The organism is Bradyrhizobium lablabi (assembly GCF_001440475.1).
Lineage (GTDB): Bacteria > Pseudomonadota > Alphaproteobacteria > Rhizobiales > Xanthobacteraceae > Bradyrhizobium > Bradyrhizobium lablabi.
The window spans coordinates 40,176-63,224 of sequence record NZ_LLYB01000034.1 but is presented as its reverse complement, the minus strand read 5'-3'; the positions used below and the strand labels follow the sequence as shown (position 1 = coordinate 63,224).

At 62.4% G+C, this 23,049-nt stretch carries 21 protein-coding genes; 13 read left to right on the top strand and 8 right to left on the bottom strand.

Translation table 11 applies throughout. The features are described 5' to 3' along the window. Positions 1-6: 6 nt before the first annotated feature. A complete protein-coding gene (locus CQ14_RS01725) occupies positions 7-783 on the bottom strand; it encodes a sigma-70 family RNA polymerase sigma factor (RefSeq protein ID WP_245320117.1) in 777 nt (258 codons plus the stop codon). 260 nt (positions 784-1,043) lie between these two features. On the opposite strand from CQ14_RS01725, the gene CQ14_RS01720 reads away from it, so the two are divergent. Continuing rightward, positions 1,044-1,967: a catalase family peroxidase gene (locus CQ14_RS01720; RefSeq protein ID WP_057856220.1), complete on the top strand. Its 924-nt coding sequence runs from the start codon at positions 1,044-1,046 to the stop codon at positions 1,965-1,967. A gap of 59 nt (positions 1,968-2,026) precedes the next feature. Here CQ14_RS01720 and CQ14_RS01715 read toward each other — a convergent pair whose 3' ends face one another. Beyond that, on the bottom strand, positions 2,027-2,959 hold the full coding sequence (locus CQ14_RS01715; RefSeq protein WP_057856219.1) for a helix-turn-helix domain-containing protein: 933 nt from the start codon (positions 2,957-2,959) through the stop codon (positions 2,027-2,029). Positions 2,960-3,337: 378 nt separating this feature from the next. Here CQ14_RS01715 and CQ14_RS01710 point away from each other — a divergent pair, with 378 nt between their 5' ends. From CQ14_RS01710 to CQ14_RS01655, 12 genes are all read left to right on the top strand, one after another. Further along, positions 3,338-4,048 (top strand): response regulator transcription factor, encoded by a 711-nt coding sequence (locus CQ14_RS01710; protein ID WP_430650122.1) that lies wholly within the window; start codon positions 3,338-3,340, stop codon positions 4,046-4,048. An 81-nt stretch (positions 4,049-4,129) separates the two neighbouring features. Further along, positions 4,130-4,501: a response regulator transcription factor gene (locus tag CQ14_RS01705; protein ID WP_063800274.1), complete on the top strand. Its 372-nt coding sequence runs from the start codon at positions 4,130-4,132 to the stop codon at positions 4,499-4,501. Between the two features lie 6 nt (positions 4,502-4,507). Then, positions 4,508-6,112, top strand: a complete 1,605-nt coding sequence (locus tag CQ14_RS01700) for an ATP-binding protein (protein WP_057856217.1) — start codon at positions 4,508-4,510, stop codon at positions 6,110-6,112. Between the two features lie 277 nt (positions 6,113-6,389). After that, the gene (locus tag CQ14_RS01695) at positions 6,390-7,328 is read left to right on the top strand and encodes a helix-turn-helix domain-containing protein (RefSeq protein ID WP_057856216.1); all 939 of its coding nucleotides are present in this window, start codon (positions 6,390-6,392) and stop codon (positions 7,326-7,328) included. 100 nt (positions 7,329-7,428) lie between these two features. Beyond that, positions 7,429-7,719 carry a hypothetical protein gene (locus CQ14_RS01690; RefSeq protein WP_057856215.1) on the top strand — a complete coding sequence of 97 codons (291 nt, stop codon included), beginning with the start codon at positions 7,429-7,431 and terminating at the stop codon, positions 7,717-7,719. A gap of 118 nt (positions 7,720-7,837) precedes the next feature. Beyond that, positions 7,838-9,043 (top strand): NAD(P)/FAD-dependent oxidoreductase, encoded by a 1,206-nt coding sequence (locus tag CQ14_RS01685; RefSeq protein ID WP_057856214.1) that lies wholly within the window; start codon positions 7,838-7,840, stop codon positions 9,041-9,043. A gap of 77 nt (positions 9,044-9,120) precedes the next feature. Next, positions 9,121-10,095: an MBL fold metallo-hydrolase gene (locus CQ14_RS01680; RefSeq protein WP_057856412.1), complete on the top strand. Its 975-nt coding sequence runs from the start codon at positions 9,121-9,123 to the stop codon at positions 10,093-10,095. Positions 10,096-10,185: 90 nt separating this feature from the next. After that, the gene (locus CQ14_RS01675; protein ID WP_057856213.1) at positions 10,186-10,986 is read left to right on the top strand and encodes an acetoacetate decarboxylase; all 801 of its coding nucleotides are present in this window, start codon (positions 10,186-10,188) and stop codon (positions 10,984-10,986) included. 32 nt (positions 10,987-11,018) lie between these two features. Then, positions 11,019-12,197, top strand: coding sequence for a patatin-like phospholipase family protein (locus tag CQ14_RS01670; RefSeq protein WP_057856212.1), 1,179 nt, complete (start codon positions 11,019-11,021; stop codon positions 12,195-12,197). 43 nt (positions 12,198-12,240) lie between these two features. Continuing rightward, positions 12,241-13,023, top strand: coding sequence for a 3-hydroxybutyrate dehydrogenase (locus CQ14_RS01665; RefSeq protein ID WP_057856411.1), 783 nt, complete (start codon positions 12,241-12,243; stop codon positions 13,021-13,023). Positions 13,024-13,032: 9 nt separating this feature from the next. Continuing rightward, positions 13,033-14,073 carry an HlyD family secretion protein gene (locus tag CQ14_RS01660; RefSeq protein WP_057856211.1) on the top strand — a complete coding sequence of 347 codons (1,041 nt, stop codon included), beginning with the start codon at positions 13,033-13,035 and terminating at the stop codon, positions 14,071-14,073. Further along, positions 14,070-15,806: a DHA2 family efflux MFS transporter permease subunit gene (locus CQ14_RS01655; RefSeq protein ID WP_082649651.1), complete on the top strand. Its 1,737-nt coding sequence runs from the start codon at positions 14,070-14,072 to the stop codon at positions 15,804-15,806. The genes CQ14_RS01660 and CQ14_RS01655 overlap by 4 nt, the downstream gene beginning before the upstream one ends. A gap of 114 nt (positions 15,807-15,920) precedes the next feature. Here the strand turns inward: CQ14_RS01655 and CQ14_RS01650 are convergent, their stop codons facing one another. The 6 genes from CQ14_RS01650 to CQ14_RS01625 form a co-directional block, all read right to left on the bottom strand. Then, positions 15,921-16,892: an ABC transporter ATP-binding protein gene (locus tag CQ14_RS01650; RefSeq protein ID WP_057856210.1), complete on the bottom strand. Its 972-nt coding sequence runs from the start codon at positions 16,890-16,892 to the stop codon at positions 15,921-15,923. Continuing rightward, positions 16,889-17,893, bottom strand: a complete 1,005-nt coding sequence (locus CQ14_RS01645; RefSeq protein ID WP_057856209.1) for an ABC transporter ATP-binding protein — start codon at positions 17,891-17,893, stop codon at positions 16,889-16,891. The genes CQ14_RS01650 and CQ14_RS01645 overlap by 4 nt, the downstream gene beginning before the upstream one ends. 70 nt (positions 17,894-17,963) lie before the next feature. Further along, positions 17,964-18,863 (bottom strand): ABC transporter permease, encoded by a 900-nt coding sequence (locus CQ14_RS01640; RefSeq protein ID WP_057856208.1) that lies wholly within the window; start codon positions 18,861-18,863, stop codon positions 17,964-17,966. Further along, positions 18,856-19,809 (bottom strand): ABC transporter permease, encoded by a 954-nt coding sequence (locus tag CQ14_RS01635; protein WP_057856207.1) that lies wholly within the window; start codon positions 19,807-19,809, stop codon positions 18,856-18,858. The genes CQ14_RS01640 and CQ14_RS01635 overlap by 8 nt, the downstream gene beginning before the upstream one ends. Positions 19,810-19,844: 35 nt before the next feature. Continuing rightward, entirely contained in the window at positions 19,845-21,416 is a 1,572-nt protein-coding gene (locus CQ14_RS01630; protein ID WP_156434613.1) for an ABC transporter substrate-binding protein, read from the bottom strand. A gap of 86 nt (positions 21,417-21,502) precedes the next feature. Continuing rightward, positions 21,503-22,945, bottom strand: coding sequence for a sulfatase (locus CQ14_RS01625; protein WP_199805411.1), 1,443 nt, complete (start codon positions 22,943-22,945; stop codon positions 21,503-21,505). Between the last annotated feature and the right edge of the window lie 104 nt (positions 22,946-23,049).

The window sequence follows — 23,049 nt, the reverse complement described above, 5'->3', positions numbered from 1 at the left end:
GCGCATTCAATCGATCCGTTCGAACGCCGCAACGGCTGAGGACCCCGGCCACATCTCGAACGGCAATCCACGCGATGGCCGTTCTGTTCTCTCACCAATATCAGTTCTGACCGTCGCGGCCTCAAAGCCGGCGCTGACAAGCATCCGCGCAAGTTGCTTGCGTGCGTAGAACATCCGGCTCTTTACGGTGGCACAGGGAATGCCGACAATCCGGCTGGCTTCGGCGACAGATTTCTCATGATAATAGATCAGCTCGATGATTTCGCGTTGCGCCGGAGACAGCTGGTCGATGCATGACCGTAGAATTGCACTCGTTTTCTTGCGATCGAGCGCCGCTTCGGGCGTATCCATGGCATCGGCGATCCCGACGACATCGTCGTGATCGATATCCTCATGCTTTCGTTCCCGCAGCGAGCACAATGCCTTGAGGCGTGCGATCGAGAATAGCCATGTGGTGACCCGCGCGCGATTTTCGAACCTGTTTGCGGATCGCCAGACGTCAAGAAACACCTGGCTGACCAGATCTTCGGCAATGGCCGCATTCCGGACGATTCTCTGAATGAAGCGAAACACCTTTGTGCGGTGACGGGCGAACATGATGTGCATCGACGCCTTGTCGCCTTCCGCAACCCCCTTCAGAAGCATCTCGTCGGAAACACCCTCCTCCACTTCCGTCGCGCTGCTGACAGCATAAGCCAGCTTGTCTTGGCACCGAACCGGCAATCGAATCGGCCTTGCCGCTCTCTGTCGACACTCGCGCATCTCTCTCTCTCCCACTTCCATTGACGAGATTGCGCCAAGGATGCGTCGCGTGCCGTCGCTTGGGCTACTCTACGGGAGGCTCGTATTTCTAATCCCCTGGTCTAGGGTGAATTAGCCTGTGGGTGGAGCGCCCGGTTCGCTGCCGGGGTAGCCGCGGCGCATGGTGCCTCGCGGATGGGCAGCCGGCAGCAGGATCGGACAAGGCCTGATCGTTTTGAGGAAGACACCGGCTCTGTCCGGCGCCAAAACGCACACCTAACGCTCACGCCCAAGATTTCGGCATGTCCGAGTTCCCAACCGGCGCCGCCACGCCTGCCTCCATCGTCGACGCCCTGCAAGGCGTAGCCGGCAATCCGAAGGCGCGCGCGAGCTTCGCCAAAGGCCGGTGCGTTCGCGGCACCTATGCCGCCTCGGACCGGGCGAAAGAGATTACAAAATCCCGCAGCTTCACCAGGCCGTCACGCGTGCTGGCGCGCTTTTCGGTGGGCGGCAACGATCCGCACGTGGCCGATACCGACAAATTCGTGCCACGCGGCTTCAGCTTCAGGCTCGGTGACGGAGACCATCGCTCGAGCATTCTCCTGCAGAGCGCACCGATGCATTTTGCGAGGACGCCCGACCAGATGCTGGCCTTCCTCAAGGCGCGCATGGTGGGGACGAACGGCAAGCCGGATACGGCGAACATCATGGCATTCTCCGCCGCCAATCCCGAGACGCTGTATCAGGCGAACTACATCGCCGGCCGTCCGCCACCGGCGAGCTTTGCGGCCACGACCTATTGGGGCGTGCACGCTTTTCCCGCGACGAATGCGAAGGGCGAGACGCGGTTCATCAAGTTCAAGGCCGTTCCGGTGGGCGAAGACGCCACGCTGACCGATGAAGAAGCACGAGCAAAGCCTCCCGACTTCCTGCATGACGACCTCGAAAGCCGGATTGCTGCAGGCGATGTCCGGTTCAATGTGATGGCGCTGCTCGACCGTCCCGGCGATCCCACCATGGACGTGACCGTCCGATGGCCGGATGAAGACAGTCGCGACACGGTGCGGCTGGGAACGATCGTCATCACCGGTATTGAAGCGAATGACGCGTGCGACGCGTCCGTCTTCGATCCGGCAAATCTCGCCGAAGGCATCGGTTATCCGCCGGACGAGATCTTTGCGATACGCCGGGCCGTCTACGCCATTTCACTGGCGAAGCGCCGCTGACCGGACGAAGCCGAAATTGTCCATCGCGATTTCGAGAGAAAACGTCAACGAGATCCGGATTACGTGTCGCTTTCCGGACCACCCTGCGCTTCGCGGCGCCATGCTCCCGGGCTGACGCCGACGACCGCCGAAAACACCCGCGTAAAATGGCTTTGATTGGCGAACCCGGCGGAGATCGCAATTTCCGACAGCGGCAGGTCGCGGACGCTCATCAGCTGCTTGGCCGTCTTCACGCGCTGGCGAAGCAACCACTGGTGCGGCGGCAGGCCGGTGGAAGTTCGAAATGCGCGTGAAAAATGGCTGACAGAAAGGCCGAATTCGGCCGCGATCTGCTCCAACGAAAGCTTTCCGCCGAGGTCTGCCTCGAGCCTTTCGCAGGCCTGCTTTGCCTGCCACGGCGCAAGACCGCCACGGTTCGCCTTATTGTCGGGACGTAGTCCGCCATAGGCCTGCGCGACATGCGCAGTGAGCGCAAGCATCATATGGTCGATGAAAAGCTGGTTGGTCTCGTCCGGCCGACTTAGCCCCTGCTGCAACGTCGCGCCGATATGGCGTACGACCGCGTCGTCATGGCCGACGCCGAGTTCACAGGCGAGTTGATCGACGCGCGGCGCGCGGGACTGTTCGGAAAGGCCATCGAGCGCCGAGCGCGGCAGATAGAAAAACAGGGAGTGGAACGGCTTGTTGATCACGTAGCGCGGATCGGTCTTGAGATCGTACAGATAGGTTGCGCCCGCCGGGACATCGGCTTTCATCACGCACTTGCCGTTCTCCCAGAGTTCGCAGTCCGGGTAATCGTGCAGTTTCAGGCTGACGAGAAAGGCATCCTCTGGGGTGAACGAGCCGGAAAGACCCGGCACGGGGTTGTCATCCCGGGTTTCGGTGACGGCGAGTTCCACGCCGCGCAGTGAACGAGTGATCAGCGACGGCGGCGCATCTGTCAGGTGCAGGAACTGCCCGAGCCTCTGTACGAAGACGCCCGTCTGGGTCATCTGAATTGATCTCGTGGGTGGATTTGGACGGGGAACTCATCGTCGCCCGCGACGCCGTGACGCATTATCTGTCACCAGGGAACAAACGTCTAGGCATACTCGTGAACCGCGAAGCCATTGTGGCGGCAACCGGCTCGATCGCGCTGGAACGATTTTCTGAGCGACTTCAATGTGATTAGGCGCTGATCCTCCAGTCGCGAGTTCGGGGCGCCTAGACAGTTCGTATCACAATTGCGCGCTTGCAGCAGGTTCCGACAAAGCACAGCGACTTTAGGAAAGACGCCGTACTTGTACGGGGTCTAGAACACGCCCCGAAACGATCGACCCAGATGAACGACCGCGACAGACAACGGAGCAGAAGCGAAGGAGGCTACGCCCATGCTTGGTACCACTGCACTCGCCGACTCATCTGCCCTGCCTCCCTTACCGCGCTATCCCATGAGCATCGCTGCCGACAATATCGAGCGGCCTCTCGTCCTGATCGTGGACGATGACGAGGAGATCCGGTCCGCACTTGAAGAGTTGTTGCTGTCGGTGGGAATCGACGCGCGCTGCTTTGGATCAACGCAGGAATTATTGCACGCCGACCTTCCGGAACGCCCGGGTTGCCTGATCCTCGACGTTCGCATGCCGGGGGCTAGCGGCCTCGATCTGCAGCAGCATCTCGCATCGAACGGCAATACGCGGCCGATCATTTTCCTCACCGGGCATGGCGACATCGCGATGACGGTTCAGGCGATGAAGGCGGGAGCGATCGACTTTCTGACGAAGCCGGTAAGGGACCAGACACTGCTCGATGCGGTGACAGCCGCAATCGAGAAAGATATTTCGCAGAGAACTGCGGCCCGTCACGTCAAGCAGCATGTCGACCGCTACGCAAAATTGACGCCACGCGAACGCGAGGTTTTGCGCGAAGTGGCAAAGGGCCGGCTCAACAAGCAGATCGCGTTCGATCTCGGCATCAGCGAGGTCACCGTCAAGCTGCACCGCGGCAGCGTGACGAAGAAGATGCAGGCGACGTCGGTCGGGCAGCTCATTCGCATCTGGGAACTGCTGCCTGCGGAGATCCGGGAGGAAAAATCACCCTAGACCAAAGGATGGTTACGATCCGGCCGGCAATGGATCAGATGCGGGGGTGGTCACCCGGCCACCCTAGCGAGAGTCATCGGCTTGTCCAAAGCGCCTATAGTCGCGATCATAGATGACGACGAAGCAGTGCGAGAGGCCCTTTCCGACCTCCTTCTGGTGCTGGAACTATCGTGTCACACTTTCGATCGAGCGGAGGCCTTCATGACGGATTACGTCCCGGGCAGGTACGACTGCCTGATCACCGATGTGAGCATGCCTGGCCATAGCGGGCTCGACCTGCTGCAGCGACTGCGAGACATCGGCTCCTCGATGCCGGTGATCATCGTAACCGCCGACACCAGGCCGGCGACCCGATCGCGCGCGATGAGAGGCGGCGCCTACGCCTACCTGACCAAACCGATAGAAAGTGAGGCGCTGCTTCGGCATCTGCAGTCCGCCCTGAGACGGGAATGAGTGTCGATGTGGACTGACACGCTCAACAGCACGCAAGTACCTGCGGAAGTCATGCGAAAATGGCAGGAGATCGTAGATCTTCTGGCCGATATTCTGAATGTTCCCTCCGCCTTGATCATGAGAGTAGAGCCGCCAAACATCAAAGTTTTCGTTTCCAGCGAGTCCAAGGGAAATCCTTACGAACCGGACGAGGTCGCGTGTCTCAATACAGGTCTCTATTGCGAGACCGTAATGAACACCCGCCGACCGTTGATTGTCCCGGACGCTCTGCAAGACGAGGCGTGGAAATCAAACCCTGACATCAAACTAGGTATGATCTCTTACCTCGGCGTGCCGATCAGCTGGCCCGATGGCGAGATATTTGGAACGATTTGCGTTCTCGACAGGAAAAGCAACGAGTACAGCGAGCTCTATCTCAGGCTGCTGTTGCAGTGGCGTGACGTGCTGCAGGCTGACTTGAGATCCATTGCGACCATGCAGCGAGAGATTGAACAACGTGAGGCGAAAATTCGTCGCCTCGTCGATGCCAACATCATCGGCATCATCATCTGGAATATGGAGGGGCAGATTCTTGATGCCAACAGCGAGTTTCTCCGCATCGTTGGATATGATCAGCACGATCTCCTGTCCGGTCGAGTGAGCTGGGCGGACATGACGCCCCCTGAATGGCGCGATCGCAATGCGATGACGATATCCGAGCCAAAGAGCAAGAGACCCGTGCAGCCCTTTGAAAAGGAGTATATCCGGAAGGATGGCAGCCGCGTCCCAGTGTTGATCGGCGTCGCGAACCTTGAAGGGACAGAGGGCCAGGGTGTCGCGTTTGTACTCGATTTAACCGAGCGTAAGCGGGCGGAAACAGAAGCGCGTGAGAGCGAGCGGCGATTCCGCAACATGCAGACGGAATTGGCCCACGCCAATCGGCTGGCAACTTTGGGCCAGCTTACGGCGTCCATTGCGCATGAGGTCAAGCAGCCGATCACGGCCGCGCTCCTGAATACCCAAACCGCGCAACGCTTGCTCACTCGCCCGCAGCCGGATCTTGAGAAGGCCAGAAAAGCAATAGACCGAGCTGTTCTGAACGGCATGCGCGTCGCTGAAGTTGTCGACCGGACGCATGCGTTGGTCAGGAAGGAGCCGGTACGAAAGGACCGCCTGGAGATTAATGGAGCCATTTCTGAGGTTATCGGACTGACGCGCGGGGAAGTGTTGAAAAACGGCGTTCAAGTGCGGACTCAACTGGCGGAAGATTTACCTGTCATTCAAGGCAGTCGGGTCCAGATACAACAGGTGATGCTGAACTTGATCATCAATGCAGTCGAGGCGATGGGCCAAATGGGCGACGACCATCGGGAATTGCTGATCAGCACCCAGGCTGAAGCTGACCGTGTTCTCGTTGCGGTGCGCGACTCCGGCCCGGGCCTCTCAGACGGCGCGATCGAGCGAGCCTTCGAGGCATTTTATACGACGAAGTCGAGCGGCTTGGGGATGGGACTATCCATCTGCCGTTCGATCGTCGAGGATCACGGAGGGCAATTGTGGGCGACCGCAAACGTACCGAAAGGTGCGGCGTTTCAGTTCACGGTTCCTGTCAATTCGGATTGCCAGGCCTGACCACGTATTGAGCCTCGTGCAATCTTCTCGAAGCGCATCACCGTGTCGACAAAATTGCCCTCCCGCGCTTCCCGGCATGATGGGCGACCGGGGGCGCGATGACACGCCCCCCTCGATACTATCCCAAGGTACAGGTCCATCTATCCGCCGAACCTGCGAGACCAGACCCGCTGCATAATTCCGTCAGGCGGCGCTTGCCGTCATTATCGCGAGCAGAGGCAGCAATGGCGCGCCTCATCGGTTCTGACGCCTGGCGCCACAACGTGAGCACAAGTCGATGAGCAAGCAAATCTTGCGCGATCTGCCAGCCGCGGGCGGGGGAAGCCAGAGCGAGCCGCCGACCACCGGCCGGCGTCCCGCCGACGAGGAGATGGCACGCGTGCTCAGGACGCGGCCCCTTCGCATGGCTTCCGACCCATCCAGCGGCGTGATCGCCTATTGGAAACATGAACCCTTGCATGACGTCGTCGAGCCTATGGCTGACCACGTCGTCATGACTTACCCCGGCGGCTCACAGCGGCTGGAGCGGCGCACCGGCAAATCCGCTGCGATTGCGACAGCCCGTCCCGGGGTTGTGACGGTCATTCCGGCCGGATCGACTTCCCGGTGGGACATTCATAAGCCCATGCATGTCGTTCAGCTTTACCTTCCGCACCAAACGCTCGTGCGTGTTGCTGGCGAAGCCGACATGACCGCTCTTGGCGATCTCCTGGAAAGGACGGGGCATCCCGACCTCATCACATCGCGATTGCTCCTGAGTGCGGCAGATGCGCTTGAAGGCAGTGCAGCGCTGGATGCCCTGTTCAGGCAACAGCTCACCGATCTCCTGGCCACGCGCCTTCTGGCCGCGCATGCCGGGTCATGCACCACGTTCCAGCCCACTCTGGGCGGCCTCTCGCCAACGGCGTTGCGCCGCGCGATCGAGCGCCTGCGTTCGGACAGCGATGCGGACGTCTCGCTCGCGGCGCTGGCTTCCGATGCCGGCCTGTCGCGCTTCCATTTTTGCCGTGCCTTCAAGGAAAGCACTGGCCTCTCGCCGCATGCCTGGCTGCGTCAGCACCGGCTCGAGCAGGCGATGAACATGCTGCGCGACGCCGATGCGTCGGTCGTCTCGATCGCAGCGGCGCTCGGCTATTCCTCCCAGACCGCTTTCGCAGCAGCATTCAAGAAGCTGACGGGCGAAACGCCGAGCGATTGGCGCAGGCGCGTGCGTTAACAGCAATCTCTCTACAGATACGGCAATCGCTCTGGGGCAGATGGCCATGTGGTTCGGTAAATCATCGCAGTGTCCACACAGTGAGCCACGGAGACGGACGATGGACTGGAAATACCTTGCAATCGCACCACGACGACGAGCCGTCGCGACCGCGCTCATGTACGGACTTTCATTGACCGTGCGTTTCACCTCTCCAACCGGCGAAGAAACGCCGGCCCAAGCCAATCCAGGTGCCAACCCCATGACTTCGGTCATGATCAACAACAGCTCGCCTGCAAAGCCCGTGCTGCCGATTGCCTTGCGCGGCTGGCCGCTGGGGCCGAGAAGCTGCCGCGCGGTATGTGAAGGCCCCGCGCTGATATTGTCGCTGCCGAACTGCGCCGCCCCGTAAGGACCGCCGGTCCTCGTTTCAAAGTTCGCGTCATCGTCGATCGCAAGACTCTGCCGCCCACAGCGGCGGCGGTGACGCGCGTACGTGCCTAGAAGATCCAACCCCAGGAGTAAACCACATGCGACTGATCATCATTGGCGCCGGCTTCGCCGGCATGTATGCCGCCCTTTCTGCCGCCCGCCTGCGCGACATCCAGGGCGTTTCGCCGGAAGAACTCCAGATCGCACTGATCGCGCCCGAGCCGACGCTGGTCGTCCGCCCGCGGCTCTATGAGCCGAAGCCGGAAACGCTGACGGCGCCGCTGCTGGACGTGCTCAAGGCGATCGATGTCGACTACGTGCAGGGCAGCGCCGAGACGATCGACACCAAGGCGCAGACGGTGCAGATCGCGACACCCAAGGGCACGCGGAAAACGCTCTCCTACGACCGGCTGGTCGTAGCCACTGGCAGCCGGCTGTTCCGCCCCAACATTCCCGGCCTTGCCGAGCATAGCTTCAGCGTCGACTCGCTCGATGACGCGATCGCGCTCGACAAGCATCTGCACAGCCTGGCTGGCCGACCGGCCGTGAACGGGCGCGACACGGTCGTCGTCGCCGGCGGCGGTTTCACGGGTATCGAAGCGGCCACCGAGATGCCATCGCGCTTACGCGAAATCTTCGGCAAGGACGCCAAGACGCGCGTGATCATCGTCGACCGCAACGGCGCGATCGCTCCCGACATGGGCGAAGGCCCCCGCCCAGTCATCGAGGAAGCCATGCGCAAGCTCGGCGTGGAGATCCGGCTCGGGGCCGGCGTCGCCTCGCTCGACAAATCCGGCGTCACCCTATCCAACGGCGAACACATCGAAACCGAGACCGTGGTCTGGGCGGCCGGAATTCGCGCCGCCCCCTTGACGCAGCAGATCCCTGCCGAGCGCGACAATTTCGGCCGCCTGCTTGTCGACCGCGACTTGCGCGTACCGACGGTGCCGGGTGTCTTCGCCACCGGCGATGCCGCACGAGCCGCATGCGACGATGAAGGCAACTACGCGCTGATGTCGTGCCAGCACGCCACGCGCATGGGCGCCTTCGCTGGCAACAATGCCGCCGCCGAACTCCTGGGCGTACCGACCAAGCCGTATCACCAGAAGGGCTACGTCACTTGTCTCGACCTTGGCGAAGCCGGCGCCCTCTTCACGCGCGGCTGGGACCGTAAGGTGGAGATGGTCGGTGACGTCGCGAAGAAGACCAAGCAGGAGATCAACACCGTGTGGATCTACCCGCCACGCGCCGAGCGTGCCGCCGCGCTCGCCTCGGCCGATCCGGAAAATGTGACCAAGGTGTAGACGCCTCAAGCGATATGGGCCGCGCTTCCTCCGCCGAAGCGCGGCCCGCCGAAGATCGAGCCCAGGAGCTTTCAAAGATGAATCAGATGATCCGCAACACTCAGCAGGAGGCAAACATGAGCCTGGACAACGCCGCACACATGAGCCTGGACAACGCTTCACACTTCGATCGACCGGGACACGACGAGCTTGTTCCGTCGCGCTACGCGGTGCGGGTCGGCGAGATAGACGTGCTGGTGATCAGCGATGGGGTGCTATCGCTGCCAACCAAGATGTTGGCACACGACACCGACCCGGCCGTCCGGGCGGCTTGGCTGGAGGACATGTTCCTGCCGCCGGAAATGATCGATTGGCCGCTGAACGTGGTCGTGGTGCGTAGCGGCGGAAAGACCATCCTCATCGACGCTGGGCTGGGGGTGAACCCGAACTTGCCGAAGGCCGGGCGGACGGTCCAGCGGCTGGAGGCCGCCGGCATCGATCTTGGATCCGTGACCGACGTGGTGCTGACCCACATGCACATGGACCACATTGGCGGGCTGCTCGTCGACGGCGTGAAGGAGCGGTTGCGTCCGGACCTACGGATTCACGTTGCGGCCGCCGAGGCTGAGTTCTGGGCGTTGCCCGATTTTTCCCAAACCGCCATGCCGCCGGGATTCCCGGACGCGCTTCGGGCGACCGCCAATCGGTTCTTGAACGAGTACCGAAGCCAGTTGCGGCTGTTCGAGGAGAAGCACGAGGTGGCGCCAGGGGTGGTCGTCACTCGCACCGGCGGCCACACCCCTGGGCACAGCGTGGTTCGCCTGACGTCCGTCGGCGAGCGGCTGACATTCGCCGGCGACGCCGTGTTCACGGTCGGGTTCGAGAACCCCGACTGGCACAACGGCTTCGAACACGATCCCGAGGAAGCGGCCCGCGTTCGGGGCCGGCTGTTGCGGGAGCTGGCGGCGACCGGCGAGTTGCTGGTGGCCACTCACCTGCCGTTCCCATCTGTCGGCCGGGTGGCGGTCACCGGCGACGTGTTTCGCTGGGTACCGGTCACCTGGGATTACTGATCGCTTGTGTAGCCTCACGCGACACCGGCCGCGCCTCGCGCGTCGAAGCGCGGCCCGCTCATCTCGCATCAATCTGGAGCCCGACGACCCATGAAACACGAGACTGTGCGCGCGAGCGCGTTCGCTATGCCGCTGACGAACCCGGCCTTTCCCGCCGGCCCCTATCGCTTCGTCAACCGCGAATACTTCATCATCCAGTACCGGACCGATCCCGAAGCGTTGCGCCGCATCGTGCCGGAGCCGCTGGCGGTCGCCGAGCCCGTTGTGAATTACGAATTCATCCGCATGCCCGACTCCACCGGCTTCGGCGACTACACCGAAAGCGGCCAGGTCATTCCGGTGTCCTATCAGGGCGAGCGCGGAAGCTTCGTCCACCAGATGTTTCTCAACGACCATCCGCCCATCGCAGGCGGGCGCGAGCTGTGGGGCTTTCCCAAGAAGCTTGCGGAGCCCAAGCTCAAGGTCGAGACCGACACGCTTGTCGGCACCTTGAACTACGGCTCGGTCCGCATCGCGACCGGCACCATGGGCTACAAGCACCGCGCGCTCGACGCCGCTGCCGAAGCCGGGAAGCTCGCCGGACCGAACTTCCTGCTCAAGGTGATCCCGCATGTCGACGGCACGCCGCGTATCTGCGAGCTGGTGCGCTTCCATCTCGAAGACATCACGGTGAAAGGCGCGTGGACCGGGCCGGCCGCTCTGGATCTCTTCTCCCATGCGCTGGCCCCCGTCGCTGAGCTGCCGGTCCTTCAGGTGCTGTCGGCAAAACACGTCGTTGCCGACCTGACGCTCGGGCTTGGCACGGTGGTCCACGACTATCTGGCCCCGAACGTAGCTGTGCGGCGACGCGGCTCCGGGTCCGAAATCCTGATCGAAGCGAATGCCGGCTGACCGGATCAGCCGCAATGCAAGGAGTATTGGCAATGCTGAACGTAATACGCGAGCAGACTGGCCCTGTGCCCCAGCCGCACAACAAGGCGCTGCCTTATGATGTCGTCGCGCTGGTGCTGCAAGGCGGCGGCGCGCTTGGCGCCTACCAGGCCGGCGTTTATGAGGGCCTGCACGAGGCCGGCATCCGGCCAAACTGGCTGGCCGGAATCTCGATCGGCGCACTCAACGCCGCCATCATCGCGGGTTCGCCCGAAGCCGAGCGCGTCGCGCGGCTGCGCGAGTTCTGGGAGACCATCTGTGCCTTTTCGATAGAGTGGCCCGCCGGCGAAGGGCTGGCCAATGCCCTGCCCTTCGCGTTCGACATCAGCTCGGTGCGTAACGCGCTGGCGGCGGCGAAAGCCCTGGTCCAGGGCCAATCCGGCTTCTTCAAGCCGCGCTTCCCCTCGCCGCTCTGGTCGCCATTCTCGGGCGACGCCGCGACCAGCTTCTACGACACGGCTCCGTTGCACCAGACGCTGGAGCGGCTCGTCGACTTCGATCGGTTGAACTCGGGCGAGGTGCGCGTCAGCGTCGGCGCGGTCAACGTCCGCACTGGCAACCTGACCTATTTCGACACCGCTGAGCGCCGGCTGGGGCCAAAGCATTTCATGGCTTCCGGCGCGCTGCCACCGGGATTCCCCGCCGTCGAAATCGAGGGCGAACACTATTGGGATGGCGGCGTCGTTTCGAACACGCCTCTCTCCCGCGTACTATCGGGCGAGCCTCGCGATACGCTGACATTCCAGATCGATCTGTGGTCGGCCAGGGGCCGCGTTCCCTACGACTTGATGGAGGTGTCGAGCCGGCAGAAGGACATCCAGTATTCAAGCCGCACGCGCGCCGTCACCGACCAGGCACTGCGGATGCAGAAAATGCGTCAGGCATTGCAACGGACGCTCGAGAAGCTGCCGGCGAGCGCAAAGAGCGATCCGGAACTCTGCGCGATCTCGGACCTCGCCCGCCATCGCTCCTACAACATCATTCACCTGATCTATCAGTCCAAGGTCTATGAGGGCCATTCAAGGGACTACGAGTTCGGGCTGAGCGCGATGCGTGCGCATTGGCAGAGCGGACTGGAAGACATCCGCCGCACGCTGGCCGATCCGCGGCGGCTGGATCCGCCGGCTCCCGAAGTCGGCATCGTCACGCATGACATCCATCGCCCGGAATGAACTGCGGCAGATTTCATTTCTCGAAGCATCGAAAGGAATTCCCATGTTGAAAGGCAAGGTAGCCATCGTCACCGGATCGACCAGCGGCATTGGGCTCGGAATCGCCAGGGAGCTGGCGAGGGCCGGCGCCGATCTGGTGTTGAACGGCTTTGGCGATGCCGGCGAGATCGAGGCGATCCGCCGCGGGATCGAGCGCGACCATGGCGTGCGCGCCGTGTACGATGGCGCGGATATGTCCAAGGGAGAAGCCGTGCGCGGATTGATCGCCGCCACGGTCGATAAATTCGGACGCCTCGACATCCTGGTGAATAATGCCGGCATCCAGTTCACCGCGCCGGTGGAGGAATTCCCGGCTGCCAAGTGGGATGCAATCCTCAGCATCAATCTGTCGGCCGCATTCCACGGCATTGCCGCCGCGGTGCCCCAGATGAAAAAGCAGCGCTGGGGACGGATCGTCAACATCGCCTCCACACACGGCCTTGTCGCCTCCACCCACAAGGCAGCTTATGTCGCGGCCAAGCACGGGCTGGTCGGCCTGACCAAGGTGGTCGGCCTCGAGACGGCCGGAAGCGGCGTCACCTGCAATGCCGTGTGCCCTGGTTGGGTGCGGACGCCCCTGGTCGAAAAACAGATTGGCGATATCGCCGCGCAACGCGGCATCAGTCAGAAGGAAGCCACCGAGGAACTTCTCGCCGAGAAACAGCCATCCCTTGAGTTTGCCTCGCCGGAGCAGCTTGGTGGCACCGTTGCGTTCCTGTGCTCCGGCGCGGCGGATCAGATCACGGGCACCACAGTCTCCGTCGATGGCGGCTGGACCGCGCGGTAGGCAAAGCCAATGAGTAACTCTTCACCGAAAAAGAGAAAGATGATCGGCCTGCTGCTGTGCCTCGGCGCGGTGACGCTCGTCGCTGCCGGATGGACCTGGGTTCATTCCAGCGGCGAGACATCGACCGATAACGCCTATCTCCGGGGAGACGTGACCTCGCTCGCGCCAAAAGTTGCTGGCTATGTCACGGTCGTTGAGGTTGAGGACAACCAGACCGTCAAAGCGGGGGACGTCCTGTTCCGGATCGACGATCGGGACTATCGCGCACGGCTTGCGCAAGCCGTGGCCAATGTCGATGCTGCGCGCGCTCGCCTCACCAATGTCGATGCCGACATCCAACTTCAGCATGCCGTAATTCGGCAGGCCGAGGCCCAAAAACGCTCGAACGTTGCTGAAATGATCCTGGCGACCAAGGCCTCCGATCGCCGTCGTGAACTGATCCGCACCAGCGCGGTCAGCCAGGCCCAGGTCGACGAAAGCGACGCCGCGCTGGCGAGAGCGGAGGCCGGCGTATCGGCGGCGTCGGCGACGATAGAGGCTCAGCAGCAACGTATCGCCGTGCTTGCCACCCAGCGCGAGGCTGCCGTCGCCGCCCTGGCGCAGGCAACGGCCGCGCGCGATCTCGCCCAGATCGACGTCGACAACACCATCGTGCATGCACCCGTCAACGGCGTCATCGGCAACCGCCAGGTCCGCGTCGGCCGGCTTGTCGCGCCGGGCGCCTCCCTGATTGATATCGTGCCGGTGAACGACGTGTGGGTGGTCGCCAATTTCAAGGAAACCCAGATCGAGCATATCCGGCCTGGTCAGCGCGCCCGCATCACCGTCGACGGCTATCCGAACAAGGCGCTTGAAGGTGTGGTCGACAGCTTTGCGCCCGGCAGCGGGTCTGCCTTCAGCCTGCTGCCGGTGGACAATGCGACTGGCAATTTCATTCGCGTCGTTCAACGCGTGCCGGTGAAGATCCGGTTTTCCGGCAATCCATTGCCTGGCCGCCTCGTGCCCGGACTGTCCGCGCGTGTCGAAATTGACCTCGGGAGCGGCTCATGACCACGGCCGTCGCCGCCACGCCGAGCCACGCTGGACCGGCGACGGGCTCCCTTCTCGTCGCGGGCGTTGTGGTTGCCGCCCTGACCGAGGCGATCGCCAGCACCGTGCTGTCGCTCGGGCGCAACGATATCATCGGCGACACCTACGCAACACCGGACGAGTTCGCCTGGCTCGATATCGGATATACCGCGCTGAAGCTGATCGGGTTCATGACCGCCCCCTGGCTGATGAGCCGTATCAATCCGCGCAGCCTGATCATCGGCTCGACGCTGATCATGGGCACGGCATGCGGCATCGCCGCCATTACGGCCCGGTTGGACCTGCTGGTCGCGCTCCGCATGATACAGGGCTTCTCCGGCGGCGCCTTGCTTGTCGGGGGACAGGCCATCATCTTTCTCGCCTATCCGCGATCCCACCAACCGATCCTCCAGGCTCTGTTTGCGATGGGGTCAGTCGTCGCTCCCGCGACGATCGCTCCGGCTCTCCAGGGCTGGTTGATCGACAGCCAGTCCTGGACATGGATTTTCTTCAGCGTTGTTCCGGTGGCGCTGGCGGCTGCCGGATTGCTGGTGATCGCCGACGGCCCGAGCCCCGTCACGACCGAGCGCCGTCCGTTTGACTGGATCGGCTTCTCACTAATTTCAGTTGCGCTTTTCTGCTTCACCTATGTCCTCAGCCAGGGCAGCCGATGGCTCTGGCTCGAGCAGCCTCGTATCCTCTGGCTTACGGCAATCGGCGCAGCCGCGCTGCTGGCATTTCTCGGCCAGCAAGTGGCGGCGAAAGGCCAAGGCCTTCTCGACTTCACCCTGTTCAAATCGGAGGATTTTTGCTTCGCCTTCATTGTCAGCTTTGTCGCCGGCGCCGCGTTATTCGGCAGCGCATACCTGATTCCGTCGTTTGCCGTATCCGTTCTCGCGTTCACGCCGACCGACGCCGGCCAGCTCTTGCTGCCGAGCGGCGCGTTTTTCATCTGCACGCTCGTGATAGCCGCCTTTCTCATGCAGGTCCGCGGCGTCCCTCCGGTCGCCACGGTGCCCTTTGGCATCCTGATGATCATGGTTGCGATGTGGATGCTGTCCGGCTCGACCAGCGAAAGCGGCGCGGACGACATGATGGCGGCCATCCTGTTGCGCGGCCTGGGCCTCGGCTTCCTGTTTCTGTCGATCACCCTGATCGCTTTCAGCGAACTCAACGACCGCAACCGTGCGTTCGGGATAGGCCTCTTCGATACGGGCCGCCAGCTTGGCGGTCTCATGGGCGTCGCCGGACTGCAGACGTTGATCGACCATAACGTCACCGGCAATGTCGCAGTCCTCGGCGCCAGCGTCACCGCAGGCGTTCCGGCGGTCAGCGAGCGGCTGGCGGCGACGACGGCCATGCTGACTGCAAAGGGAATGGACGCCTTGGCTGCCAGCAGGGCTGCCACGAGCCTGCTTGGCAGGGCCGTAACCGGTCAATCCACCGTGATCGCGTTCGACACGGCGTTCAATGCCGTCGCGCTCCTCTTTGTAATCGCCGCGCCCATCCTGGTCACCATCAAGATTGGATTGGCTCGGCACGCGAAAATGCACGCTGCGCACCACCCAGGATCGAGGAGCCCCGACATGAGACATCCCGCGCCAAACTCCGCTCGACCGGACGACGCCCAATCGAGGCCGGACACCCGCGCCTCAGAACCCGCTGGCGATGCGCCGAACGTCGCTGCGCGGAGAGGCAGAATGATCTGCAACTGAGTTACGGCCTCCTCCCATGAAGCCTACCCTGGTTGGGGCGTGGCGGTGCAATAGGATTTCGCGTTCGCTGACGACGCAGTGCTCATCGGGGCAAATGCGCGCTACTCAAGGCACTCAGGCGAAGTGGCAGGCGACAAGGTGATCATTCGCGTCGCCGGGCCGCGGCGTCAGGCCGGGCTCACGCTCCGCACAGACGTCCCGCGCCAAAGGGCAGCGCGTTCGGAAGCGACATCCGGAGGGCGGATCGATCGGATTGGGAGGCTCGCCCTTCAACACCACGCTCTGACGGCGGCGACCGGGAATTGGTTCCGGGACGGCAGAAAACAGCGCCCGTGTATAGGGATGAAGGGGCGCACGGCGAAGCTGCTCGGTCGATGCGAGTTCAACGAACTTGCCAAGATACATGACGGCGATGCGGTCGCTGACATAGTTTACCGCCGCAAGATTGTGCGACACGAACACGTAGGTCAGGTTCAGCTCACGCTTCAGCTCGACCAGCAGGTTCAACACCTGCGACTGGATCGAGACATCGAGAGCGGAGACAGGTTCATCGGCGACCACCAGTTTCGGCTGCAGCACCAGAGCCCGGGCGATCCCGATGCGCTGGCGTTGGCCGCCCGACAGTTCATGGGGATAGCGCTGCGCTGCCTCACGTCGCAGCCCGACCTTGTCGAGCATTTCGTTTACCAGCTTGTTCCGTACATCGCGCTCAGCACCTTGAGCATGGAGGCCTTCGCCGATGATCTCGCCAACGCGCATGCGTGGGTCAAGCGACCCATTCGGATCCTGAAAGATAAACTGCAACTGTCGCCGGGAACGTCGCAAGTCCGAGCCGCCGAGCCCGGCGATCTCCCGGCCTTCAAACGATAGCTCACCGGCACTTGGCGTCATCAGCCCGACCAGAATGCGACCGAGCGTCGATTTTCCGCTTCCGGACTCTCCTACCAGACCAAGGGTTTCTCCGGGACGGATATCGAGATCGATCCCATCGACCGCACGCGCATGCGCAACTGTCCGCTGCAAAAATCCGCTGCGGACCGGAAAATATTTTCTGACGTCGCGCGCACGCAGTAGCGGTTCATTCATCGGTGAGCGGCTCCGTGCTGCGAACCTTCCGGGATGCTTTCCCGCAACCAGCATGCCGCGTATCCCGAGCCGGATCGGGCCAGCGGTGGTGGTTCGCGATGACAACGGTCGAGCGCGTTCTTGCAGCGCGCCACGAAACGACAGCCTGTCGGCCAATGCAGCGCGCTCGGGACCATTCCGGGAATCACGGTGAGCGGCTCGGCCTTCGTCATTCCGAGCAAGGGGATCGAGCGCAGCAATGCTTCGGTGTAGGGATGCTGTGGATCGCTGAAGATGGATTCCACAGGTCCCCGCTCCACCACCTGCCCGGCATACATCACGGCGACATCGTCGCACATCTCGGCCACGACACCCAAATCATGGGTGATCAGGACAACCGCCATTGAAAGCTCATCGCGCAATTGGCGAAGCAATTCGAGAATCTGCGCCTGGATGGTGACGTCCAGCGCCGTCGTCGGCTCGTCGGCGATCAGAAGCTTTGGCTCGCAGGCCAGCGCCATCGCGATCATGACGCGCTGGCGCATGCCGCCCGACATCTGATGCGGGAACGCATCGACACGCCGTTCGGGTGACGGGATCCCGACCAATCTCAACAGCTCGACCGCCCGGTCGCGCGCCTGCTGCACGCTGACCCGACGGTGCAGCCTGATCGCCTCAATGATCTGATCGCCCACCGTGTAGACCGGGTTGAGCGAGGTCATCGGCTCCTGAAACACCATCGAGATCCGGTTGCCCCGGAGCGATTCGAGCTCCCGTTCCGGAATCGCGGCGAGATCATTCCCTTCGAAAAAGATGTGGCTGTCAGGCAGGATACGGCCGGGCTTCTCGATCAATCGCATGATCGAGAGTGCGGTGACGCTCTTGCCGCTGCCGGATTCGCCGACGATGCCGAGCGTGCGCCCTTCGCGAACCTCAAGGTCGACACCATCGACGGCTTTCATCACGCCTGCGCGCGTATCGAAGTAGGTTCGCAGATTTTCGACCCGCAACAGCGACATCATCCCGCCCCCGGCCCTCGCCCGGCCCAATGAAGGTCCGATGAAAGCATGACGATCTCACGCTTGTTCACGCCTAGCTCCTTGGGTCCATCGCGTCGCGCAGCCCGTCGCCGACCAGATTGAAGCCGACGACTACGAACACCACTGCGAGACCGGGACTGATCGCCAGCCACGGTGCGATCGACATCACGGCGGTGGATTGAGCGATCATCCCGCCCCATGTCGGTTCGGGCGGCTGCACCCCCAATCCAAGGAACGACAATGAGGCTTCGGTCAGAATGGCCAGCGTCGCGGTCAGCGACGCCTCGATGATGAGAGGCGCTGCAATATTGGGCAGAACATGACGGAACATGATCCTGATAGGGCTCACGCCGAGGCCGATCGCCGCCACGACGTAGTCGCGCTCGCGCACCGACAAGGTCGATGCCCTGGCAACGCGCGCAAACCTGGGTGTGAACAGCACGCCCATGGTGAGCACCAGGTTCGGCAGGTTCGGCCCCAAGGCGGCAACCAGCGCGATGGCGAGCAGCAGCGCAGGAAAGGCCTGCAGTATGTCGAGCAATCGCATCATGAAGGCATCGACCAGACCGGAAGCATAGCCGGCAACCAGCCCGATCAGAGTCCCCGACACGAATGCCAGGGCGGCGCTCAGGCATGCAACACTCAGCGAGGTGCGGGTCGCATAGAGGATGCGGGCCAGGACATCCCGCCCGAGTTGATCGGTTCCCAGAAGATAGAGGCTGGAAGGCGCGGACAGCGACGCGTCTGCAATCTCCAGCGGGTCATGCGCTGACAGCCACGGCGCGGCGAACGCCAGGAAAGTCGACAGGATGACGATGGCAAGCCCCACGACCAGCGGCACATTCCATCGCAGCCGCGAGCGCGCGGCGTCCGTGTTGGGAAGCGGCACGGCAGGCTCAGTCCCGAGCCCCGCGGTCGCAAGACCCTCCATGACCGTCGATGGATCAGCCATGTCGCTGAATCCTGGGATCGAGCAGATAGTAGCTGAGGTCGACCGCGATATTGATGAGCACCACCAGCGTGGTCACCACCAGTACGGTGGCCTGCACCTGGGTGTAATCGCGATGATAAATCGCATTGAGCATGAGCTGGCCCACGCCAGGCAATCCGAACACCTGCTCGACCACGACCGCGCCGGCGATCAATTGCGCGGCCGTGACGCCAACCGCCGTGACAACCGGCAGCAAGGCATTGCGAAGACCATGCCTGACGAGGACGCGGACGCGGCCCGCACCCTTTGCCCGCGCCGTTGCCATATAAGGCTCTCTCAGTACCTCCAGCATCGAGGCACGGGTGTAACGCGTCACCGTTGCGGCAGCGGCAAGCGAGAGGACGAAGGCGGGCAACAGCAACGCCTTCAATCCGCCGAACAGGTCGGCATGCAATTCCACCGTGGCATGCGTTTTGAACGAAGGCAGATAGAGCGACAGCAGCAGCACCGCGGCGACGCCGAGAAAGAAAGCCGGCGTGGAAAGGCCAAGCAGCGCAAACAGGCGAATGACCGTATCCGGCCAGCGCCCGGACGTCGTTGCTGCGATGACCCCGCTCGGCAAGCCGATGGCGACGGCAAATGTCAGCGACATGAAGGTCAGCGCCAGCGTCACCGGCAGATGCTGGGCGATCTGCGGCCCAACCGGCAAACCCATGGTGAGCGAGTTTCCGAAATCGCCGTGAAGGACGCCCATCAGCCAGAGCCCGTATTGGACCGGCAGCGGCTGATCGAGATGCAATGACTGCCGGATATTTTGCGCGATCTCCGAATCGGAGGCGACCATCGGACCGGCCAGCACCGCAACGATGTCGCCCGGAATCAAATGGATGATGGTAAAGCTCACCATCGAAACCCCGATCAGCACCGGGATCAGCAAGGCGATACGTCGAGCGGCATATTGCAGCATCTATCGTTCCTTCCTTCTGGCGGCGTGCCGTTCCGTCACTCCAGCCAGGCTTGACGGAGATAGACGCGTTGCGCCGACGGGATTGTCTGATAGCCGCGCAGCGTGTTCGCCCACATCTCCCACCGGATCGCCACCGCGCAGGGTGTAATCACATAGGCCATCTCGGCGACGCGTTGCTGTACGCTACGGTAGATCTCCGCCCGTCGGGATACGTCATAGGTCTGCCGAGCTTCGAGCAGCATGCCGTCGAGCACGGGATCGGCGGTCTTTCCCGGATTGACCGGCGACTTGGAATCCAACCGGATCGATATGTTGGTGTCGGGATCGGGCCCCCAGACCAGACCAGCCATCGAGATCGGGGACTCGGTGGACTGAAAATCGGCGACCAGATTGCCCCATTCCTTCTGAACGATTTTGATCCTGATCCCGATGCGGGCGACCTGCTGCTGGATGATCTGCGCAATCTGCACGTCGCCGTAATTGGCGGGCGACACGGCGAAGATCGTCTCAAATCCGCTGGACAGACCGGCCTCGGCCATCAGCGCCTTGGCCGCGGCGACGTCCTCCTTGAGGTAAGGCAGACCGAGCACCTCGTTGCTTGCAAACGAGAACGGGGCCTGCGCCGGAGGCAGCGCTGCGCTCAGCGCCGCGCGGCCGCGCCAGATTACCTTGAGGAGAAGCTCGCGATTGATCGCCTGACTGAAGGCGCGCCGTACCCGGACATCCGAAAACGGCGGCCGGCGCTGATCGAATTCGAGCAGCAACAGTCTGGAAAATGAGACAGGATCGGGAGACACGATGTTGCTTGCAGCCCGCATCTGCATGGCGGAATCCGGCGACGACAGCCAGGTCAGGTGAACGCTGCCCGATCGCAACGCCGCCATACGGCTTCCTTCATCCGGAATGATGCGCAGATCGAGCCCATCGAGATACGGCAATCCCGGTTCGTAATAGAACGGATTGCGCTTCAGCCGCACCAGGGAATCGGGCTTGAACTCTTCAAGCATGAATGGCCCGGTCCCGACGCCTCCCTTCACGAGGTCGCCACGCTGCTTGACGTCGGCGGCGCTGACGATGGCCGTGTATCTCACTGTGGCCAGGTAGTTGAGGAACGGCGCGAACGGATGTTCGAGACGGAAGATGACCGTTCGCGCATCGGGGGTTTCGATCGCGCTGATGACCGAGAAGATCGACTTCCAGGGCGAGCGTGTGGCCGGATCCACCAGTCGCTGGAACGTGAACTTGACGTCTTCGCTGGTCAGTTCGTCGCCGTTGTGGAATTTGACGCCTTCGCGGAGATGGAAGATGAACGTCCGCGGATCGGGATTTTCCCAGGCGGTCGCGAGGTCCGGCTCGACCCGGGTCGACGTCACATCCCATCGCAGCAGGCAGCCATAGATGTGCTCGACGATGTTGCTGGTCGAAAACGCGGCCGTCTTGTGCGGATCGAGACCGATCGGATTCTCGTCCTGACCGATCATCAGCACGCCGCCGCGCTTCGGCGCAGCTTCGGCGGCAAGCACCGAAGCCGGGGTCCCAATGCCCCACCCCAGTCCGGCAAGCCCCGCCGCGCCGAGCAGATGTCTCCGCGAAATCGAGCCAGTCATCACCCACACCCGCCAGTTTTTCTTGTCATCGTCGCACACGGTCGCGACATGGCAGTCGCGACCGGCAACTTGCACTCAGCGAGATGTCACTTCACGCCATCAAGAAACCCGGGATTGGTCTCAAGATAGCTCTTCAGGCGCGGCTCGCAGAATTTCTTTCCTGCGCCCGAGCGAAGCAGATCCTTCGCGTAGCCTTCGAGCAGCGACGCGATCACGTCGGGATGCTTTTCCGCGACGTTGGTCGCCTGCTTCGGATCGACGCGAAGGTCGTACAGCTCCACCGGTTCACCCGGCACCGAGTAGAGCAACGACCAGTCACTGGACGTGATGGTCACCGGCTGCCATTCGACGACCGTGCGCATGAGATCGTCGACGACTTCGACCTTGTCACCCGGATTGGCCAGCGGCATCGCCGTCATCACATGGCTGCGCCCCTCGAACGGCTTGCCAAGAACCGCTGGAAGCAGCGAGTTTCCGTGCATCTGCGACCCGCGCGACAGCCCCGCCAGATCGAGGATCGTGGGTGCAATATCGAGCGCGCATGCGAGCTTCGAATTGCGGCCGGGGGCTGCGCCGGGCACGTGGACGATCAGCGGCACCTTGACGATCTCTTCATACAGCGGCGACCGCATCCAGGTGGCTTCGCCGGGTGCGCGACGGACCATCTTGCCCATCAGCCCGTGCTCTCCCAGGAGGAAGCCGTGATCGGAGACGAAGATGATTGCGGTCTTGTCTTCAATGCCGAGATAGGTGAGCTGATTGAGCAGATGCCCGATCCAGCGATCGACTAGCTCGAGTTCGCCGCAGTAGAGCGCGCGAGCGACCTGGACATCCCGCGTCGTCATGCCGGCCTTTCGATAATCACCGTACGGCGGATGAACGCGCTCGCCGGCGTAATCAGGAAGGTATCGGCGGGTGTAGAAATCCGGCGGATCCCACGGCTCGTGCGGATCCCATGTATCAACCAGCGCGAAGAATTTGTCCTCGTAGATCTGCTCGAGGCATTCGGCCGCCTGCACCATCGTCAATGGTGCCGGACAATCCATTTCGCCGGTGCGCGGATCCGGTTGAACTTTGCCGGTGATCGGCCATTGCGGCAGCTTGCCGCCGACCTGGCGCTTGGTCTTGCCGGGCGCCGTGTATGAACTGTATTGCGGCGTTCCCAGGAGCTGGGACTTCATGTCGTAGAAGTAGTTAAAGCCGCGATCGTACGAATAGCCGTTGACCTGATAGAAGGGCGTGTCGACGACACCCAGTGTGGTGTAACCGGCCTCGCTCAGCGAACTCGCGATCGAGACGTCTTCGCGCGGCAGCGCTCCCCAGCCCACGCCGGCGAATGCGGGTTTTCCCGTCAGATAATCGTAACGCGCGGGCACGGTCGGAAAACTCGACGCGTAGTAGCGATCGAAAACCATGGACCGGGCCGCGAGCCGATCCAGGTTGGGCGTCTTCACCGGCCCGCCATTGTACCCCAGCAGGTCGGTCCGAACCGTGTCGGATACGATCATCAAAATGCGGTCTACAGCCACCAACAATCCTCCCCTTTTTTCTGTTGAGTAAAACATCACACAGCACGCCGCTTGCGTCAACATATAATATATCACACATCACATTTGACCGAGATATTCATTCC